At 37.2% G+C, this 19500-nt stretch carries 19 protein-coding genes; 1 reads left to right on the forward strand and 18 read right to left on the reverse strand.

Features of this window, described 5'->3' with window-relative positions:
• Positions 1-78: 78 nt before the first annotated feature.
• Positions 79-402 carry a hypothetical protein gene (locus SJY09_RS16050; protein ID WP_396636716.1) on the forward strand — a complete coding sequence of 108 codons (324 nt, stop codon included), beginning with the start codon at positions 79-81 and terminating at the stop codon, positions 400-402.
• A gap of 20 nt (positions 403-422) precedes the next feature.
• Here the strand turns inward: SJY09_RS16050 and argH are convergent, their stop codons facing one another.
• From argH to SJY09_RS16140, 18 genes are all read right to left on the reverse strand, one after another.
• On the reverse strand, positions 423-1700 hold the full coding sequence (gene argH / locus SJY09_RS16055; protein WP_396636717.1) for an argininosuccinate lyase: 1278 nt from the start codon (positions 1698-1700) through the stop codon (positions 423-425).
• Positions 1701-1879: 179 nt separating this feature from the next.
• Positions 1880-2944: a M20 family metallo-hydrolase gene (locus SJY09_RS16060; RefSeq protein ID WP_396636718.1), complete on the reverse strand. Its 1065-nt coding sequence runs from the start codon at positions 2942-2944 to the stop codon at positions 1880-1882.
• A 1-nt stretch (position 2945) separates the two neighbouring features.
• A complete protein-coding gene (argB, locus tag SJY09_RS16065) occupies positions 2946-3725 on the reverse strand; it encodes an acetylglutamate kinase (protein WP_396636719.1) in 780 nt (259 codons plus the stop codon).
• A gap of 108 nt (positions 3726-3833) precedes the next feature.
• Positions 3834-4772, reverse strand: a complete 939-nt coding sequence (locus SJY09_RS16070) for an acetylornithine carbamoyltransferase (protein WP_396636720.1) — start codon at positions 4770-4772, stop codon at positions 3834-3836.
• The gene (proB, locus tag SJY09_RS16075) at positions 4772-5536 is read right to left on the reverse strand and encodes a glutamate 5-kinase (protein WP_396636721.1); all 765 of its coding nucleotides are present in this window, start codon (positions 5534-5536) and stop codon (positions 4772-4774) included. Before proB ends, SJY09_RS16070 begins: the two co-directional genes overlap by 1 nt.
• A 2-nt stretch (positions 5537-5538) precedes the next feature.
• The gene (locus SJY09_RS16080) at positions 5539-6735 is read right to left on the reverse strand and encodes a glutamate-5-semialdehyde dehydrogenase (protein ID WP_396636722.1); all 1197 of its coding nucleotides are present in this window, start codon (positions 6733-6735) and stop codon (positions 5539-5541) included.
• On the reverse strand, positions 6735-7859 hold the full coding sequence (locus tag SJY09_RS16085) for an aspartate aminotransferase family protein (RefSeq protein ID WP_396636723.1): 1125 nt from the start codon (positions 7857-7859) through the stop codon (positions 6735-6737). Before SJY09_RS16085 ends, SJY09_RS16080 begins: the two co-directional genes overlap by 1 nt.
• Before the next feature lie 27 nt (positions 7860-7886).
• Complete coding sequence (gene proC / locus SJY09_RS16090; protein WP_396636724.1) at positions 7887-8681, reverse strand: pyrroline-5-carboxylate reductase; 795 nt, start codon at positions 8679-8681, stop codon at positions 7887-7889.
• A 105-nt stretch (positions 8682-8786) separates the two neighbouring features.
• Positions 8787-9761, reverse strand: coding sequence for an N-acetyl-gamma-glutamyl-phosphate reductase (gene argC, locus SJY09_RS16095; protein ID WP_396636725.1), 975 nt, complete (start codon positions 9759-9761; stop codon positions 8787-8789).
• Between the two features lie 78 nt (positions 9762-9839).
• On the reverse strand, positions 9840-11027 hold the full coding sequence (gene argG / locus SJY09_RS16100; protein ID WP_396636726.1) for an argininosuccinate synthase: 1188 nt from the start codon (positions 11025-11027) through the stop codon (positions 9840-9842).
• Positions 11024-11641: a GNAT family N-acetyltransferase gene (locus tag SJY09_RS16105; protein ID WP_396636727.1), complete on the reverse strand. Its 618-nt coding sequence runs from the start codon at positions 11639-11641 to the stop codon at positions 11024-11026. Before SJY09_RS16105 ends, argG begins: the two co-directional genes overlap by 4 nt.
• 234 nt (positions 11642-11875) lie before the next feature.
• Positions 11876-13219, reverse strand: coding sequence for a mannosyltransferase (locus tag SJY09_RS16110; RefSeq protein ID WP_396636728.1), 1344 nt, complete (start codon positions 13217-13219; stop codon positions 11876-11878).
• 55 nt (positions 13220-13274) lie between these two features.
• Positions 13275-14057 (reverse strand): agmatinase, encoded by a 783-nt coding sequence (speB, locus tag SJY09_RS16115; protein ID WP_396636729.1) that lies wholly within the window; start codon positions 14055-14057, stop codon positions 13275-13277.
• A gap of 115 nt (positions 14058-14172) precedes the next feature.
• Positions 14173-14655 carry a hypothetical protein gene (locus tag SJY09_RS16120; RefSeq protein ID WP_396636730.1) on the reverse strand — a complete coding sequence of 161 codons (483 nt, stop codon included), beginning with the start codon at positions 14653-14655 and terminating at the stop codon, positions 14173-14175.
• Positions 14645-15424, reverse strand: a complete 780-nt coding sequence (locus SJY09_RS16125; RefSeq protein ID WP_396636731.1) for a hypothetical protein — start codon at positions 15422-15424, stop codon at positions 14645-14647. The genes SJY09_RS16120 and SJY09_RS16125 overlap by 11 nt, the downstream gene beginning before the upstream one ends.
• Before the next feature lie 230 nt (positions 15425-15654).
• A complete protein-coding gene (locus tag SJY09_RS16130) occupies positions 15655-16641 on the reverse strand; it encodes an AbiH family protein (protein WP_396636732.1) in 987 nt (328 codons plus the stop codon).
• 1172 nt (positions 16642-17813) lie between these two features.
• The gene (locus SJY09_RS16135) at positions 17814-18326 is read right to left on the reverse strand and encodes a hypothetical protein (protein WP_396636733.1); all 513 of its coding nucleotides are present in this window, start codon (positions 18324-18326) and stop codon (positions 17814-17816) included.
• Between the two features lie 654 nt (positions 18327-18980).
• A complete protein-coding gene (locus SJY09_RS16140; RefSeq protein ID WP_396636734.1) occupies positions 18981-19361 on the reverse strand; it encodes a hypothetical protein in 381 nt (126 codons plus the stop codon).
• Positions 19362-19500: the final 139 nt, after the last annotated feature.

Genomic DNA, 19500 nt, shown 5'->3' on the forward strand with positions numbered 1-19500 from the left:
AATTGTGATAAAAATCACCCTGTAAACCGTGAAATAACTTAAAAGTTGGTTACTTAAATTTGTATTTCTACAAAATTAATGGAAAGAATGAAACGAGTTTCTTCAATCTTAGCGGTACTGACATTGTTTTTTGCAGGACTATGTTACTATTTCCTCTTTTATGCGGATGCAGGACCAGATGGTCTGGGAACCTTCTTTTCCAGTATTATTTGCGGCATACTTAGTTTAGGTTGTTTTGCCGTTTTTTTTATACAATTGTGGTTTGTTAAGGAGATACGGAGCGTACATAAAGTAATTTACATAGCTATTGTATTGTTACCCATCCTTATGATTTTATGGAGAGTTTTTTATCCGCAAGAATATAGCATTCAAGAGCCATATGGTATTGAAGTTTTAGAATAGACTGGTCTAACGGGTAAACTTTAAAGATTATCCATTTTTTTCTGGATTTCCTCTAAACACAAATTGCCCAAACTCCCTTCATGAGAATGTTCAATATCGCGTTTGGGAGAAAAAGTACCAGCTTCTATTTCTTGTCCCATTTTTTTATATGCATCCCTAAAAGGCATTCCGTTCTGTACCAATTCATTTAAGGTGTCTACACTAAAGAGGTAATCGTATTTGGGGTCTTCTAGAATACCGTCATTTACTTGTATTTCTTTTAAACTAAACGTTAGAATTTCCAAACAAGCCTTCATGTCTTGAATTGCTGGAACTATAATTTCCTTTACCAACTGTAAATCTCGGTGATAACCACTTGGGAGGTTATTAATGACAAGTGTTAATTGATTAGGAATGGATTGCAGTTTATTACATTTTCCCCGAACCAATTCAAAAACATCAGGATTCTTCTTATGCGGCATAATACTGGAGCCTGTCGTCAACTCATCTGGAAATGAAATAAAGTCAAAGTTCTGGCTCATATATAAACAGATGTCCATCGCCATTTTGGATAGCGTAGCGGCGATATTTGCCATACCGAAAGCAGTTGCTTTTTCTACTTTACCGCGTCCCATTTGAGCAGCTACTACATTAAATTTTTGAGTTTCAAAACCCATTTCTTTGGTCGTAAAACTTCTGTCTATAGGAAAAGAACTGCCATAACCCGCAGCACTTCCTAATGGATTTTGGTCTGCTACTTTGTAGGCAGCATCAATAAAATACAAATCATCTATCAAGCTTTCTGCGTAGGCGGAAAACCATAAGCCAAAGGATGATGGCATGGCAATTTGCAAATGCGTATACCCTGGTAAAAGCACTTCTTTATGTGCTTCAGCTAGGGATATCAAAACATCGAATAAGTTTTTAGTCTCCGTTTTTATGGTCTTAAGCTCATCCTTTAAATACAAGTGCATAGCCACCAGAACTTGGTCGTTTCTAGAACGCGCCGTATGTATTTTTTTACCTGTATCCCCTAATTTTTCAGTAAGAATAAATTCAATTTTGGAATGCATATCCTCAAAAGAATCTTCAATAACAAAATCGCCGTTTTTAATACTGGTTGCAATGGCGTTGAGTTCCCTTACCAAATCGTCTGTTTCGGTGGGGCTTAGTAAACCTATTTTTCCTAGCATTTTTGCATGTGCCTTTGAAGCAATGACGTCGTATTTTGCCAAATGCAAATCGAGTTCTCGGTCGTTACCTACTGTAAAATGGTCTATTTTTTTATCGGTACTAAAGCCTTTATCCCAGAGTTTCATTAAGTAGTTTTAAGTGGTTCTTATGTAGTAATTAGTAAAATGGTTTCTGTTTCAATCTGTTTAATTATTCCAGTTTAAAAAGTCAAATACCGTTACTTTCAAGTTCAAAAATCAAATTAAATTACGATACTATAATTTCTTGATTGAAATCTTTTATTTTTTAATAATTAGCCGCACGCTTAGTGCAGGAACCCTTCTAATATTTTAATATACAAACCAATCCCCTCTTCAATTTCGTGCACGTAAATATACTCATCTGCTGAATGCGAACGGGTACTATCTCCTGGTCCAAGTTTTAAAGATTGGCAGGTTAATGCGGCTTGGTCAGATAGGGTAGGGGAACCATACGTAGTTCTGCCCAGCGCAATACCTGATTGCACTAAAGAATGGTCTTTGTCAATTTTGGACGAATTTAATTTTAATCCTCTTTCTTGTATTTTACAAGGTGCTTCAGACTTCAGTATGTCGGCAATTTCCTTATTAGTATACGCATCGTTAACACGCACATCAATAACCAATTCTACTTGCGAAGGAACTACGTTGTGTTGGCTTCCCGCGTTTATTTGGGTCACCGTCATTTTTACATCGCCTAGGGCATCAGAGGTTTTTTGAAACTTGTAATTCTTGAACCATTCCAAGACTTCAATAGTATTATAAATAGAATTATCATCGTTGGGGTGAGCTGCATGCGAAGGTGTTCCTTTAACTATAGCGTCAAAAACAACCAGCCCTTTTTCTGCAATGGCCAAATTCATTAAGGTAGGTTCTCCTACAATAGCGACATCAATTTTAGGCAAACTGGGAAGTAATCCCCTTAAACTATGCTGCCCTGCATTTTCTTCCTCCATGGAGGCTACCATTAAAATATTATGATTTAGGTTTTCAGCATTATAAAAATGAGTGAATGTAGCAATTAAAGAGACCAAACAGCCGCCGGCATCATTACTTCCTAAACCGTATAATTTTCCATCTTCTATATGCGGATGAAAGGGGTCTTTAGTGTATGCTTTGTTAGGTTTTACGGTATCGTGGTGGGAGTTTAAAAGGAGGGTAGGTTTACCGTCATCCCAATGTTTGTTCTTGGCAAAAACGTTATTACGACTTCTTTCAAAAGGAATATCATATTCTTTAAACCAATTCTCGATAGCATCTGCTGTTTGATCTTCCTCACCAGAAAAAGATGGTATGGAAATCAATTTTTTTAATAAATCTATTGCCTTGGCTGTTAAATTGATCTGTTTCATTTTATAATGTAATCGTAGTGAATAATTTGGATTCAGGTCGTAACATTGTGGTATTTCCTATGCACACTTTGTTAACCTTTTTGTTTAAAGCATGAAAACAGTTCTCTAGTTTCGGCAGCATGCCGTCAGCGATAATTCCGTCTTTCAATAACTGCTTGTATTTTATTGAATCAATGTGTTGTACTACAGAATTTTCATCCGTAATATCGCTCAGAACACCTTTCTTTTCAAAGCAATAATAAAGTGTGATTTCATAAATTTCGCTCATTCCTATGGCTAGTTCCGAGGCAATGGTATCCGCATTTGTATTTAGTAATTGGCCTTTACCATCGTGGGTCATTGCACAAAATACCGGCGTTAAACCTGCTTCTAAAAGTTTTGAGATTATGTCACTATTTACACTATCTACATCACCAGCGAAACCATAGTCAATCTCTTTTACAGGACGCTTATGTGCTTTAATGGTATTGCCATCTGCGCCACTTAGTCCAATGGCGTTGCAGTTATTTGCTTGTAACTGGGCAACAATATTTTTGTTGGTAAGCCCACCGTAGACCATGGTAATTACCTTTAAGGTTTCTTCATCTGTAATACGCCTGCCATCGACCATTTTTGATTCAATACCTAGTTTAGTGGCCAGGTGTGTGGCCAATTTTCCTCCTCCATGAACCAGTATTTTAGGTCCTATTACATCAGCAAAAAGCGCTAAGAATTTTGCAAGTGCATCTTTGTTTTCGATGACGTTACCACCTATTTTTACTATTGATAGTTTCTGTTTCATTTTATGCTTTAACTACACACCTCTCAATCCCCCTCTTTTTAGAGGTAAAAACTGTTACCTTTTGCTTCCCTCCTAATAAGGAGGGATTGAGGGAGGTGTTAAAAATTTTTAATTGTCCTCCAAAATTTTCTTCAAAACTACTTGCGCTGCAAATGTTCTATTATTGGCCTGCTCAATAACCAGAGATTGCTCACTATCTAGGACGGCATCCGCTACCACAACATTTCTTCTAACCGGCAAGCAATGCATGAATTTTGCGTTCCCTAGTTTTTCTTTCGTCATCATCCAGTCTACATCTTGCTTAAGGACTTTTCCGTAATCGGTGTAGCTGCTCCAATTCTTCACGTAGACAAAATCTGCGTCTTGTAAGGCTTTTTCTTGGTCGTATTCAATTTTAGTATTCTTAGTGATTTCAGGGTTTAATTCATAACCCTTAGGATGTGTAATTACGAATTCCGCTTCTTGCAAGTGCATCATTTCTATAAAGGAATTGGCAACGGCGTGGGGCAATGCCTTTGGATGCGGCGCCCAAGAAAGCACAACTTTTGGTTCTGTTTTAGTTCTATTTTCTTCCAAAGTAATGGCGTCTGCCAGCGCTTGTAAAGGGTGGCCTATAGAGCTTTCCATATTTATAACAGGAACCGAGGCGTATTTTGTAAAGCCGTTTAAAACAACCTCTGCTTCATCTTTTTCTTTATCTGTTAGGGATGCAAAAGCACGGATGGCCACAACGTCGCAAAATTGAGAAACTACTTGAGCAGCCTCCTTTATATGTTCAGATTTGCCTTGGTCCATGACCGAGCCATCTTCAAATTCTAATTGCCAACCTTCACTCCCAAAATTCATGACCATGACTTCCATTCCTAAATTCATGGCTGCTTTTTGCGTGCTTAAACGGGTCCTTAAACTATTGTTGAAGAACAAAAGGCAAAGCGTTTTTTCTTTACCCAAGGTTTTATAAGCTGTAGGGTTGGTTTTAAGAGTACGAGCCTCTTTAACCCAACTGGGCAAGTGGTCAATGTCATTTATAGAAATGTAGTTTTTCATTACTTCAATATTTTGGTATGGCTAGACACACCTTTCAGCGCATCCACTATAAAATTATCTTTTAACCCATTTATAACCCAAGTTTCAATGGATGCTTGCTGGGCTATTGTGGCGGCTTGTATTTTGGAATGCATTCCGCCAGTGCCGTGAGAGGATTTTTCCAAACTTATTTCACTTTTTAAATCATTGATATTTGAAACGGCTGTAATTGTTTCGGCAGTTCCATTTTCTATAGATTTTTTAGTGTAAATGCCATTTGTATTGGTAGCAATTAGCAATAGGTCTACTTGAAGTAAGGCAGCAGTTAGCGCGGCAAGTTTGTCATTATCACCGAACTGAATTTCATCCGTAGCAACGGTATCATTTTCGTTGATGATGGGTATAAAGTTATTGGCAACCAATACATTAATGGTGTTTTTAATGTTTTCTTGCGATTCCGGTTTTTCAAAGTCAGAATAGGACAACAAACATTGCGATGTAAAAAGGCCCAATTCCCTAAAATTTTCTTGAAAAATTCGCATTAGATGTGGCTGTCCTATAGCCGCCAAGGCCTGTTTTACATTAATTTCTTTACCGTTGTGTTCCAATTTTACGAATTGTTTGGCAGCGGCTATAGCCCCAGAACTTACGATGATAAATTCATAATCATCCTTTAATTTGGCAATTTGCCGACCAATATCCTCGATTTTTCCACGGGATATTTGATTCGTTTCCTTTGTCAAGGTGTTTGAGCCAATTTTTAATAAGATTCTTTTCTTAGCCATCGTTACCTCGTTTGTCCGTTTCCTTTTACGTACCATTTGTTGGTTACCAAATGTTGCAGGCCAATTGGCCCTCTTTGGTGCAATTTGTCGGTACTAATGGCAAGCTCTCCACCAAGTCCAAACTGACCTCCGTCCGTAAAACGTGTAGAGGCGTTATGGTACACCGCAGCGCAATCTACATTGTTCATAAAATTTGCCGCAACTTCGTTGTTTTGGGTAATGATTGCGGCAGAATGACCGCCGCTATATTGGTTTATAAAAGCTATTGCTTCGTTGAGGTCGGGAACCTGACCTAGTACAATTTTGTAGTCCAAAAACTCTTCATGCCAAACAGATTCCGCTTCTATTTCTGAAGTGCCGTCCAATCCTTTCAATTTTGAATCGGTAAGAATTTCTACCTCCCGTTTTTTTAACTCTTGTGTCAATTGCTGCAAGAACTCTTGTTTTCTCGGTAAATCTCTTGCAATTAAAACCTTGTCCAGTGCATTACAGGCAGATATTTTCGTGGTTTTGGCGTTAATAATAACATCCAAAGCCATTTGTAAATCGGCTTCAGCCGCAACATATACAAAGTTGTTTCCGCGTCCGCTTACAATAACAGGACAGGTAGCATGTTTTTTTACAAAGGCAATCAATTGTTCTCCGCCTCTAGGTACTATTAAATCTAACTTTTCTGAGGGTTTTTCTAGAAATTCTTGAGTTTGGGTTCGGTTAAACTGTAAATAGGAAACCCAATGGGTATCACAATTATTTTCTTGAAGCGCTTTATGCCATAAATCTACCAAGACCAAATTGCTGTTAAGCGATTCTTTTCCTCCCTTTAATAAGATTTTATTACCCGATTTAAATGCGATGCCTGCCGCCTCGATAGTCACGTCTGGCCTAGATTCATAAATAATGAGAATGGTGCCAAAAGGAGCCGTTCTATTGCTTACCTGTACTCCGTTCTCATGGGTAAAGTTAAAGCGTTCTATATTTAAGGGGTCTGCCTCGTTTGTCAGTTCTTTTAACGACCTCATCATATCGGCAATTTTACTAGCGTCAACTTTTAGCCTGTCTCGCATAGAAATGTCATCCCCGGAATAATTCTCCAAATCAGTCTTATTGGCAGCTAATAGCGCATCTTTGTTTGCTTCAATGATTTTAATCATTGAAGTTAAGACGGCATTCCGCTGTGCTATGTTCAGTTGCTTGTTCACTATAATTCTAATTTTAGAGCGTTGAAAAATGTATCAATATGTGCTTTGGTGATGTTCAGTGCAGGGAGAATACGAAGCACGTGTTTGTCCTTTGCTCCCCCTGTGAATAGTTTTTGATTGTAAATAAGTTTTTTGCGCAATTCAGAAACTTCAAAATCAAATTCCAATCCCAACATTAATCCGCGTCCTTTCACCCTTTTTACTTGTGGAATTTCAGCTGCTTTTTTGTTGAAGTAGTCGCCCAGCGTTTTTGCGTTAGCAATAAGATTATCTTTTTCTAAAACTTCAAGAACGGCCATTGTCGCTACGCATGCCAAATGATTTCCACCAAAAGTGGTGCCTAGCATTCCGTATTTTGCTTCAATACTTTTATGAATTAAAACCCCACCCACAGGAAATCCGTTGCCCATACCTTTGGCAATACTAATTACCGCTGGCGTAATATTATGATGTTGAAAACCAAAGAATTTACCGCTTCTTCCAAAACCGGATTGTACCTCGTCCGCAATTAAAACAACATTATGCGCTTTGCAGCATTGTGCTATTTCTTGGTAAAAAGATGTAGTAGGTTCATCCAAACCACCCACGCCTTGTATAGCCTCTATGATTACGCCGCACACGTCTCCTTTTTCGATTTCTATCCTAAAGGAATCGATGTCGTTCAAAGGGATAATGGTTACTTTTTGCTGTTTGTTCAAGGGAGCGTTAATGGCCAAGTTGTCTGTTGCAGCTACAGCCGCCGAGGTACGCCCATGAAAACCGTTTTTAAAGGCGATTATTCTAGATTTTCCTGTTTGGAACGAGGCCATTTTTAAGGCATTTTCATTAGCTTCCGCACCAGAATTACATAAGAATAAATTATAGTCTTCACAGCTTGAAAGTACTCCTAACTTATTGGCCAGTTGCACTTGTAGCGGATTTTGAACGGCATTGCTATAAAATCCTATTTTATCCAATTGGTCTTTTAAACGCTTTACATAGTGCGGATGTGCGTGTCCAATGGAAATTACGGCGTGACCTCCATAAAAATCCAAGTATTCTTGGCCTTTGTCATCAGTAACTACAATTCCCTTGGCAGAAACCGGAGTAACATCATAGAGCGGATATACATCAAATAAATTCATCGTTTTATTTTTAGCTTCTGGAGCATCTTACTTTGTTTTAAACTCCGTGATTTTATCAAAGGAGGCTACAACGCCTTGTATCAAAGAAGAACTTAACCCTTGATGTTCCATTTCGTTCAGACCTTGAATCGTACATCCCATGGGTGTAGTAACCCTGTCAATTTCTTCTTCTGGATGATTACCAGATTCAATAAGCAAATTTGCCGCTCCGTTACAGGTGTGCATGGCCAGTTCCTGAGCTTCTTTGGCATCAAAACCTAATTGTATTGCGCCTTGGGTGGTAGCTCTAATTAAACGCATCCAAAAGGCAATGCCACTTGCACAAATAACCGTGGCAGCTTGCATTTGAGTTTCAGGAATTTCCATGGTATGTCCCATGCGGTTAAAAATGGCCTTGGCCAAATCTATTCGCTTTTTACCCATTTCATTACTACAGATACAGGTCATGGATTGGCCAACGGAAATAGCTGTATTTGGCATGCTTCGGATAATGTACTGTTGCGGGCCTATTAGTTTTTCAATTTGCTCGATACTAAATCCTGTAATCGCAGAAATGAGAACATGGTTATCAGAAAGTAAATCCTTTACGTCTTCCAGAATTTTTGCAAAATGTCCGGGTTGTACCGCAAAAATCAGAATATCGGAATTACGGACTGCATCTCTATTGTCCTGGGTCACGGTTACATTTCCGTACTTTTCAAAATCCTGAATATCTTTAAGATTTCTTTTTGTTAGGTACATGCTAGTGGCGCCGTTGCTATGCAAAATTCCTTTGGCTATGGATAAGCCCAAATTTCCTGCTCCTATAATTGCTATTTTCATTTTCCCCTTTTATATTATTTTCCCTTTCGTTCTTTATTTAAGGTTTGTTACACCTCCCTTAGTCCCTCCTTTCTAGGAGGGAAAGGTATTCACGACTTTAAGCTTTTAAAATACACCTGCTTTTAAATTCAATCCCAAATCTTCTTCTAGTCCAAAAATCAAATTCATATTCTGTACAGCTTGTCCCGATGCACCTTTTAGTAAATTATCAATGGCCGATGTAATTAACAAAGTGCCTTCATGTAGGTGTAAATGAATATGACACTGGTTGGTATTTACCACTTGCTTTAGATGTATGGGTTCACTGGCTACTTGTGTGAATATGGCACTTTTATAAAAATCCTTATATAGTGTTTGTGCATCTTCTAAACTCCCCTCAAAGGCGGTATAGGCAGTTGCCAATATGCCTCTAGTGAAATTTCCTCTGTTGGGTAGGAAGAATAACTCCGAAGTATTCGTTTGTAGCGATTTTAAACTTTCGTTTATTTCTCCAAGATGCTGATGGGTAAATGGCTTGTACCAACTTACGTTATTGTTTCTCCAGCTAAAATGCGACGTAGCAGACGGACTCACACCTGCGCCCGTACTGCCGGTTACTGCGTTGATATGGACCGCGGTAGTCAACTTTTTGGCTTTGGCCAGTGGTAACAGTGCTAGTTGAATTGCGGTTGCAAAACAGCCAGGGTTTGCAATATAATCGGCATTTTCTATCTTAGATTTGTGTAGTTCTGGAAGACCATAAATGAACTGTTTTCCATCAAAATTGGCATCGGCCTGTAACCTGAAATCATTGCTTAAGTCAATAATTTTGGTCGAAGCTGAAAAATTGTTTTCGTTCAGGAATTTGGTTGAATTTCCATGTCCAAGACAAAGGAATACGATATCCACGTTCAGGTTTACATTTCCGGTAAATTCCATTTCGGTAACTCCCAGTAGGTCTGGATGTGCGGTCGTTATTTTCTTTCCTGTTCTAGTGGTGCTAAATACAAAGTCGATTTCCGTTGCTGGATGCTGCAACAGTATTCGGATGAGTTCACCACCCGTGTATCCAGAACCACCAATAATACCTGCTTTAATCATTTTTCTAATTTATTTAGGCTGAGTTTTACACCTCCCTTAATCCCTCCTTATTAGGAGGGAAACTATTAGGTATTTGAATTATAAATTATCGTTGACGTAGTTATAAATTTTACTCGCATTGGACTGTATTTTTATAAATCCTTTAGCCTCATCGGCCGTCCAGCCTTTGTTCATTTCTCCGTAGCTACCAAAAGAAGCGTTCATTAAATCATGAGGTGATGAAATGCCATCTAAACGGAATTGAAACGGGTACAGACTTATAAAAACCTCTCCAGCAACCGTTTTTTGCGTATCGGTTAAAAAAGCTTCAATGTTTCGCATTACAGGGTCTAAATAATTCCCCTCATGTAGGAGCATGCCGTAAAAATTTCCTTGCTGTTCTTTTTGGAATTGCTGCCATTTGCTTAAGGTGTGCTTTTCCAATAAATGGTGGGCCTTAATAATAATAAGTGCTGCTGCAGCTTCAAAACCAACACGACCCTTAATACCTATAATCGTGTCCCCCACATGAATATCCCGGCCAATCGCATATTTGGAAGCCATGGATTCTAGCTTTTCAATATTGTTTATTGGGGTATCTTTCTCCCCGTTTACGGCAACCAGCTCTCCTTTTTCAAAAGTTAGTTTTACCTCGGAAGGTGTTTTTTCCTGTAGTTGACTAGGATAAGCGGTTTCCGGTAAAGGTTTTTCCGAGGTAAGTGTTTCTTCGCCACCAACAGATGTTCCCCAAAGGCCTTTATTTATAGAATACTTTGCCTTTTCCCAAGAATAGTCCACGCCATTTTCTTTCAAATAGGAGATTTCCGCTTCGCGCGATAACTTATTGTCTCGAATAGGGGTGATGATTGTTATTTCTGGGGCAATAATTTGAAAAATCATGTCAAAACGCACTTGGTCATTACCTGCGCCCGTGCTACCGTGTGCTATATGGCTAGCCCCAATTTTCTTAGCGTAATTTACAATTTCTATAGCCTGTACAATACGCTCCGCACTTACAGATAAAGGGTAGGTGTTGTTCTTCAGAACATTCCCGAAAATGAGGTATTTCACTACCTTTTCGTAGAAGGTCTGTACCGCGTCTATAGAAGTATAGGAAGTAGCTCCCAATTGCAAAGCTTTCTCCTCTATACTTTTAATCTCTTTTGAAGAAAATCCACCTGTATTTACACTGACGGCGTGCACTTCATATCCTTTTTCCTGTGATAAATATTTTGCGCAGTAGGAAGTGTCTAAACCGCCACTGTATGCTAAAACTAGTTTACTCATTTTGTTTTCTTTTTTAAGAGCAATTGCTCTTTTATACTTTTTAGCCTTGTAAAGGCCTTACTATTTACGTTGTCTTTTTTTACTGCGGGTTTTGCATTTGGGTCGTGCAGCATACCTGTGCAAAGGCACATTTTTTGTTCTGTTCTGGTCAGAATATCAAAGTTCTTGCAGGTTTGGCAGCCTTTCCAGAACTCTGGGTCGTCCGTTAGTTCGGAGAAGGTCACGGGCTTATAGCCCAATTCATAGTTAATTTTCATCACTGCCAATCCCGTAGTAATACCGAATATTTTAGCGTCTGGGAATTTCTCTTTACTTAAATTAAAGATGCGCTGCTTAATTTTTTTGGCAAGTCCTTGTCCCCTATAATCAGGATGAACGATAAGACCGGAATTGGCGACAAATTTTTCGTGTCCCCAAATCTCTATATAACAGAATCCTGCAAAGGTCTCACCGTCCAAAGCAATGACGGCATTACCGTTTTGTAGCTTATTCTGAATATAATCAGGTGTTCGCTTGGCGATGCCCGTACCCCGAACTTTGGCAGATTCTCCAATAGTATCGCAGATGATATGGGCGTATTTAAAATGTGATTCGTTAGCAACAACTAGTTTCATTGCTATTGGCTTTTAAGTGATAAAAAAAATATGATTGTGTCTGTGCGGAAATGGACTCACCTATTTCCATAAATTGTATAGTACCCTTACGGGCGGCGGCGAACGGGAACAAAAGAACGTACCGGAACTATGGTCCAGTTAGAAGTCGTTATGTGTGCTTTTGCTTTCATTAGAAGGTAAATGTACAATTAATATTGAATTATCCTAAGTCAGCCGAATAATTTTACAAAAACTTCACTTTTTGTTACGATGCATAATAATTTCATAAATCAAATAGGCGTAGACTGAAATATATTCAATGGCAACTAACCCCATATGCTCCTTAAAATCGGCATGGGCATAGGCAAAATAGCTTAAAACGATGACTGCCGACCACAATAAAGCGTAGCGGTAGGTAGTAAATAGGGTCAGTGTCACCAGAAAAATCACGTACCAAGGATGCACGGTCGGGGAGATAAAATAATAAATGGTCAGTATCCACAACATAGAAGAAAGTAAGACCTTGAGGTCCTGGTTCTTTCGTAGAAAAGTGAATAGTAGTACGGTGGCTATCGTTATTAGAGGCGTTAGTTTACCGTAGGTTTTAATTAGTTCCCACGGCTTGGCGTCAAATTGAATCGCTATTTGTTTTATACCATTGTAGAGTCCTGCATTAAACTCAAAGTTAGAAAACCAGAGCCCTATGGTTTTTGAGTAATTGTGTATAAATTCTGGGGAGTAGAATGGTACGAATAGTAAAAGGGAAGTCGCCCCGATTATCAAATAAAAAAGGATACTTTTCTTAAAATTGAAGTGTTTTAGAAACAATGGAAGAAACAATAAAGGAACCAGTTTTACGGATATGGAACAGGCCAGAACAACGCCTGCCCATTGCCATTTGTTCAGCGATAGTAAGTATAGGGCCCATACAAAGAAGAATAGCATTACCCCTTCAAAATGAAGGTTGCCCGTAAGTTCTACGATGACCAAAGGATTTAAGAAATACCAAAATATAAGGTGGGGCGAACGATTGAGGTTTTTTAATAATTTCCGACCAAAGTAGAAAATTCCAATATCCGCAAGTATACTAATGCCGCGGAGAGCAATAATGGAGCCTAGGATGCTTTTTCCACCAAAGAAAGCGGCAATAGCAAAGAAAAGTTGATTTAAAGGCGGGTAATTGCTAAAATGCCGCGCACTTAAACTTCCCATACCCTCGTAGAGTTGCTGGGCATTGGCAATGACTAGATTTGATTGCGTTATTAGTGTGTCCGGAACATTTAAATACGGGTTCTGTAAGTTACGGACCAATTGCCCATCCCATATAAAACGATAGAAATCTTGAGATAAGTTGGGCTCTGCGACCAGAAAGACCAATCTGGAAAGTATTCCTATCCCCAACAGAAATCGAAAGTTCCATTTTTCAAATTGGACGAGTTTATAACAAAGGAAGAACAGTGCCGCGAAAAGTGTCACTAATTTTACGAAATCCGTTCGCTCTAGGTGATAGGCAAAGGTGTAATAGAAGACAATACTCAAAAAGGCCAACACTAGCGAAACCTTGTGAAGTTTCACATATGTAGTTAAGCTATTGGACATTTTTTATAGGTTGATTGTTCTGACTAATGTAGTGGTTTTTAAACGGAAAGAAAACCTATTGCGCCATCATCTTGGCCAACAGCTCTTTTGTCATTTTAGCCGCTAAGTAGGCGGTCATGTCATTAAGGTCCCTGTCCGGGTTATATTCTACGATATCCGCACCCACAATGTTCGCCTTCACACCATGAAGAAGATTAATTACCTGCCTAGAGGATAAGCCTCCTGGTTCATGGTGTGAAACTCCTGGTGCACAAGCCGGGTCAAAACCATCCATATCCAAGGATATATACAAGGGATTATGGAATTTAGGAATCTTGTTCAGGTCTAAATTGCGCATTTCATGAATTTCCACTCCAAATTTTGTAGCTTGTTCCGCTTGGTGGGGATTTAAGGTGCGTATGCCCACTTGTACCAGTTTTACCGCAAAACCATTTTCCATAATACGCGCAAACGGGCACGCATGGGAGTAAGGGTCTCCTTCATAGTCGTGATACAAATCTGCATGAGCATCAATGTGCAGGATATCTAATTTTGGATAATGTTCATGAAAGGCCTTGATGATAGGGAAGGTCACCGAATGGTCTCCTCCAAAACTGAGTAGTTTAGCTCCCGATGCCAAATGTTCCTGGGTTCTCTTTTCAATATCAAAATAAGAAGCAATCTTAAAATCTCCTTTATCGATAACACCATCATTTTCAATAGAAATGCCACTTTCGGAATACAGGTTCATGGAGTCCGAATACAATGCTTTGCGTATAAGTGCAGGTGCTTTTGACGGGCCTTGTTGAAAGGAAGATTTTTCGTCCCACTGAAGCCCTTGAATATTAATTTTGGTCATGGTTTTTTCTTTGTTCCGCTAAAAAGTCAAATCTAAAATATTTAGCGGTCATTATAAAAATACGTAGACCCTGCGATTAAGCCCGAAGCCCTTATTGCTTTTGTTGCGCGACGTTTTATAGGTCCAAAATTCCAAAAGTATCGGAAAATGGCACGTCTATGCTGATAATTTCAAACTTAGGTATCAGTCCATTTTTAAGCATTTTCAATGTGCTTTTCGACCGAACATCTGAAGTAACGAAATGTATTATTGTCTTATCAATATCTGCTTGCGCAAATAACTTAGAATCGTTTGGTATAATTGCTCTAGGATGAAGATTCGTTATGCTTACTTTGTTTTCTGTAAAGAGTATATTAGCAAATTCCCCTGCGCGTTGCGCTTCTTTGAGATTAAATGGTAATATTTGAATATTAGTTAATGGTAAATCTGTTATTTTGCCCAATACGCAGTATTCTGCTATTGTTATTGTTGAAACTTTTAGGGTGATTTCGTTTTCTAAGAAGTATTTGTAATATCCAAGAGCATTATTGTGAAGCTTGTCCTCGTCATTTAACAAGCGAATAAAGAAACTGGTATCAAGTAGAACACTATGCTTCATAACCACCTCTCAAATCAATTAGCCACTCATCCGGATTAATCTTTTTCCAACTACTTTTTGCTTTCTCAATTAGACTATTCAAATAGGATTCATCAAATTTTGGACTATAATCTATTAACTCCAGTAGTTTTAATGACTTGGTGTCCACCTCTCCTGTTTCAAGATTTTGCAATCCAACTGCTCTTACTCCAAATCTTCTGTAAAGTAAATTTTCTTCTCTTTCTTTTAGAAACTCTTGTCCTGTCTCTATTGCTAAATAACCATAATCTTGAGTGTCCAGATGAATGTTTGCTTTACTCTTTCCGCCTGCATCTCTCAGAATACCATAAAAGTAGAGTTCTGCCTCAACCCAAGTTTCTTCTGTTTGTATAAATCTGGTTGAAGGATTTATGGTTAATTCGTATTCATTTTTTAAAGAAGTTTTAATTTGAAATTCGTAATTCTTTTGTCGAGATAAATTCTGAATATTCTCAATTGCCCTAGCGGTTTTAAGCTCTAGAAAGTCAATTGAATTATTAGCTTGAACTTGAGATAAAATAGCGCTAAAACCAATAACGGCTTGTATTGTTGTCTTGAATTTATGTTTTACAGAACCTTCTTCAATATCATAAGTTATAATAGGTCTGTCCTTCTTATTATTGGGATATAACAAATCCTCAATATTTTGCAGTATAGCCGCAATTTGTTTAATGTCATAGTTGTCAGGACTTAAATTTTTATGTCCAGATTTCCCTATTACTCGGATTTCTATTTCGCCAATTTTATCCACAAATCAAATGTACAAATATTTGTTTTAGACTATAACTTTCATTTTGGTCAAAATGTTGCACAACGGTTTGTAAAAGAAAAGTAGGTCTGGCGGTAAGCCGTGTTCTTTCGGTTTAGTCACAATCCAAATTAAAAGATTTGGCGGACTTAGTAGATAAACCCAAGCCATAAATTTAGCACTTTATGCCCATTTGCTATGGGTTTTGTTGTGCAACTGGGCTTTATTTATATTCAATTATAATTGACAATACCATCAAATATTGTTGTATTGAGACCAACGTAAATTTTTTCTTTTGCCAACTCTTTTTCTTCTTCACTCAAATTAGTTTTCTTTAGAAACAGCTCTTTTATAGCTCTTTCTTTTCGGGCTGATAAATGTCTAGTTCTTGGCAAAATTTCATCGCCTTTTGTGAAAATAATTAATCTAGTGTCCGTCTTGAGCTTTTCTCCAATTAATTCCCACCATTTCCTGTCAGTATCTCCAAGTGATGAGCCAAAAACACAAATTAAATGTGCGGCGTTAATTCTATTGGTAAAAAGCCTGTCTATATTATTTCTGTTCGCTCGATTACACTCTGTCTTAACAATTGATTCTAATATATCCTGATTTTCATGAAAAGAGATGTTTTTTATCTGTGACATGTCATTAACTCCAATAACCATATCATTATCTAAAAACCCGTGGATGTGCCTAACTTCTGTTAGTTTTATTCCTACGTTGTTTGAATGAGTTCCAAGTAAGACATTTTTTTGATTATCTCCGAGTAGTTTTTCAATAACCGTGGTGTAATTAAAAGTGAAAATATTCACGTTCCATTGATGCCTTACCCATTTCTTTTTGAAAGCCAGTAACTTTTCTTTATCAGCTGGAAGAAACATCCTTTCAGGAAAGGATAAATCTTCAAAGAATTTGTTTAAATTAATTTCTCCTTTATTGATTTTTTCTTCTTCTAGCGAAAGGTAGTTTGCAAGGTTCTTTCCAATATCTAAGGTTATATCATCAAATTCCTCAATAGAGTCTAATTGTTCGGTATATTTTCCCAATTCAAGTTCTAAATCTGCCCAATTCTTAAGGTTTTTTGAAATGTTGTTTTTTAACTTGATTACATTTTCATTCTCAGAAGTTATGCTCTTGTAGTAATTGTAAAAACTTTTATAACTGGTTTTCAAGTCTAGATTTAGGTCAAATCCATTTCCGATAATATGTAATATCTGCATAAAATAATTTAAAGCTATTTTGTTTGTTTTGCCTTGTTACTAACAATTATATAAAAGTACTAGGTACGTTTACACCTATTTTCTCAACAAGATACCAAACTTAAATAATGCTGAACGAAAAGAGGAGGTTTAAAAAGGCACTATTGCTGTCAATTCGAGCGTAGTCGAGAACAATAATTGCCTGACTTTTAATTCATATCGATTCCAATCGATGGGACGGGAAGGTGAAATCGCGACTTTTTGGACGCCCGCTTTTTTTTTAAAAATTCATCTTCCCATACTGCTTGAGTAAGTAAAAAGCCTATTAAAAAGGCTTAAATGGAGCTGTTTTATTCAGAATTTAGGGCTTGTGCCACGGTTACTTTTGTTAGCCAACGTTTTTTCCGTCTGAGTTAGTTGTTACATTCAGATTGGCAAGTCCATCTGCGTAAAGATTGCGTCTGAGTGATGTCCATCCGCGCCATACTTTTAAGTTCATTTATTCCAATCGAGTTATTTTTTTATCAAACCATACATCCTCATATCCTTTTGTATCGATTTGGAATCTGAATCCAATATCAAGACTTAGATATTTAATAATTTCAGGTTGCATTTTGATTAAATGTTCAGCGTGGATAGGTTTGAAAAAATCAGCAGAGTCTGACCATTCTCCGCTCCAAATATACCAGCCGTTCATTGTTCCGTGTTCGGGATGGCGTAACCCGTTTATTGGTTCAAATTCTAAATCAGTTCCTAATCCAACAAACAGTTGTTTGTCAATTGGCTTAAAGTCAGAGTTATATTTTTTGCAAATTGACTTTTGAGATTCGATATGTTTCTTAAATATTTCGATTTTCTAAAATGTTGGGTAACAACTATATAAACGTATCTAAGTACGTTTACACCTATTTTACCAACAAGATACCAAACTTAAAATAATACTTAACAAAAAGAGGAGGTTTAAAAAGTGGCTATTGCTGTCAATTCGAGCGAAGTCGAGAACTTCAATCATCTGATTTTAATTCATCTCGATTTCGCTCGATGGGACGGAAAGGAGATATCAAGACTTTTTGGACGCCCGCTTTTTTAAAAAAATTCATCTTCCCATACTGATTGAGTAAGTAAAAAGCCTCTTAGAACGTTTTAAACAGTGTTGTCTCTTGAAGAGTTAAGCACTTGCGTAACGGTTACCGTTATTGTTCTTGGTTTTTATTTTCAAAATCGCCATCCTTTTTTAAGTGCTCTTTTCTTAAACTTTCTGCGTAGTGAATAAAAGAGCCGTCAAAAAATTGTTTATTCGGACTTTCTAAAAGTGCTCCAAAGCCTGGAGTTAGTACCATTCCATCTACTAATGATTTTCTAGATTCCCAATTTTTTTTACTCAACATTTTGTTTTCGTTCTGCAAAAATAGATTCTCAACGTGCCTTATTTCCGCTGCAAATAAGTGAAAACCATGATTTTGTTCTTCTTCGGTTAGGGTATCCGGATTCATTCGGAAAGTTGAAATTATTCTTGATGACTCTTTTGTAGCACCTAAACTTAGAAGTATATGAATATCTAAGGCCGCAATCTCATGAAATGTTGAAGCTTGTGTTGCCTTTGTATTACTCCTTATTTGTAACCCAACAAAAATCAATGAAATGATAACAGCAAGGGCTGATATGATTTCTGCAATCAATGCATATTCTTCAAGTATTTCTTTCATAATTATTTTCTCTATTTCTATTATCAAAAGTTCAACTCATTAATTTGCTTGGGGTAATTTTTCTCACTTCTAAAATTAAGCACAACGCTTAAGCTAAAGCTTATTGTTTTACTTTTTCTTTTTTGTTCGAAAGCTAATTTTAAATAGTTCACTATGGCGTAATTTTCAATTTAGCGACTTTATAAATATATACAGACCTTTCGTTTTAGCCCTAAAGTCCGCATTAGGTTTAGGTTTATTTGTAGACCGTTCTTATTCCGTTAGTCCATTCGCAGAACTTTTGAAAATCCAAATACCTAGCGCAATTGTCAAGGAATAAATTAATACCCATATAGTTTGTTCCGACCATCTTATTATAAACCCCTTATCTACTATAAAGAATGTAATCCAGACCGATAAAAAGAAATAAAAAGATAAGATTTTTTTCTTTTTCAAGTCCGGAACTTTGTTATTTAAACGTCGTTTAATTAATCCGAAAATCACCATCGCTGGTATTGATGAAATCAAACCTACTAATATCATTACAAATAGTATTTCGGAAGAATTTAATATACTATTGAAACTGGTATCATTAATAATGACACCTAAAATTAATGCTAATAAAAGCGGCGAGATTATTACGGTAAACAGCCAAAATTTGATAGTATATACCATCTATTTTCTATTAAGAATTTGTTCGATATATTCCTTATGATTTTTATAGCCGTTTTTCTCGGGTTTTTCTAAGTCAATCATAACATCGATTCCAGAGTCGTAAATTTGCCAGTTATACTTTTTAGACAACTCAATCAATTCATAAAGTCCGTTTTCTCCATTTATTGAAAGCATAAAATTGCTCGAATGTTCGTTGTCGGCAAAAAAATCGATCCGAAAATCAGTTCCGAATATTTCCCGGTGATTGACATCCTTTTTTATTTGGTCAAATGAGCTTTCCAAAATCCCTTTAAAATCAGTCGGTTCCAATTGGTTTTCATCCAAATCCGCAACTGTATTTATTTTCTGTCTTGAATTAAATAGTACAATGTCCCAACTCATTTCTTCTCGTTTTTTGAGTAATAAATCCTCTTTAAGAAAACGTAGGTTGGTAAAGTCAGGATTAATAAAATTCCGATTACTTTAGTCAAATCAGTCATAATAAATTTTCCGCTTTTCCAAGCCATAGTTTCTGTTTTAG

The organism is Maribacter sp. R77961, assembly GCF_044594925.1.
GTDB lineage: Bacteria > Bacteroidota > Bacteroidia > Flavobacteriales > Flavobacteriaceae > Maribacter.

What these genes read in the sequence shown, in the direction of transcription:
- SJY09_RS16050 (WP_396636716.1), top strand. Translation starts at nt 79, where the DNA reads ATGGAAAGAATGAAACGAGTTTCTTCAATCTTAGCGGTACTGACATTG.
- argH (WP_396636717.1), bottom strand. Translation starts at nt 1,700, where the DNA reads ATGAAACTCTGGGATAAAGGCTTTAGTACCGATAAAAAAATAGACCAT.
- SJY09_RS16060 (WP_396636718.1), bottom strand. Translation starts at nt 2,944, where the DNA reads ATGAAACAGATCAATTTAACAGCCAAGGCAATAGATTTATTAAAAAAA.
- argB (WP_396636719.1), bottom strand. Translation starts at nt 3,725, where the DNA reads ATGAAACAGAAACTATCAATAGTAAAAATAGGTGGTAACGTCATCGAA.
- SJY09_RS16070 (WP_396636720.1), bottom strand. Translation starts at nt 4,772, where the DNA reads ATGAAAAACTACATTTCTATAAATGACATTGACCACTTGCCCAGTTGG.
- proB (WP_396636721.1), bottom strand. Translation starts at nt 5,536, where the DNA reads ATGGCTAAGAAAAGAATCTTATTAAAAATTGGCTCAAACACCTTGACA.
- SJY09_RS16085 (WP_396636723.1), bottom strand. Translation starts at nt 7,859, where the DNA reads ATGAATTTATTTGATGTATATCCGCTCTATGATGTTACTCCGGTTTCT.
- proC (WP_396636724.1), bottom strand. Translation starts at nt 8,681, where the DNA reads ATGAAAATAGCAATTATAGGAGCAGGAAATTTGGGCTTATCCATAGCC.
- argC (WP_396636725.1), bottom strand. Translation starts at nt 9,761, where the DNA reads ATGATTAAAGCAGGTATTATTGGTGGTTCTGGATACACGGGTGGTGAA.
- argG (WP_396636726.1), bottom strand. Translation starts at nt 11,027, where the DNA reads ATGAGTAAACTAGTTTTAGCATACAGTGGCGGTTTAGACACTTCCTAC.
- SJY09_RS16105 (WP_396636727.1), bottom strand. Translation starts at nt 11,641, where the DNA reads ATGAAACTAGTTGTTGCTAACGAATCACATTTTAAATACGCCCATATC.
- SJY09_RS16110 (WP_396636728.1), bottom strand. Translation starts at nt 13,219, where the DNA reads ATGTCCAATAGCTTAACTACATATGTGAAACTTCACAAGGTTTCGCTA.
- speB (WP_396636729.1), bottom strand. Translation starts at nt 14,057, where the DNA reads ATGACCAAAATTAATATTCAAGGGCTTCAGTGGGACGAAAAATCTTCC.
- SJY09_RS16120 (WP_396636730.1), bottom strand. Translation starts at nt 14,655, where the DNA reads ATGAAGCATAGTGTTCTACTTGATACCAGTTTCTTTATTCGCTTGTTA.
- SJY09_RS16130 (WP_396636732.1), bottom strand. Translation starts at nt 16,641, where the DNA reads ATGCAGATATTACATATTATCGGAAATGGATTTGACCTAAATCTAGAC.
- SJY09_RS16135 (WP_396636733.1), bottom strand. Translation starts at nt 18,326, where the DNA reads ATGAAAGAAATACTTGAAGAATATGCATTGATTGCAGAAATCATATCA.
- SJY09_RS16140 (WP_396636734.1), bottom strand. Translation starts at nt 19,361, where the DNA reads ATGAGTTGGGACATTGTACTATTTAATTCAAGACAGAAAATAAATACA.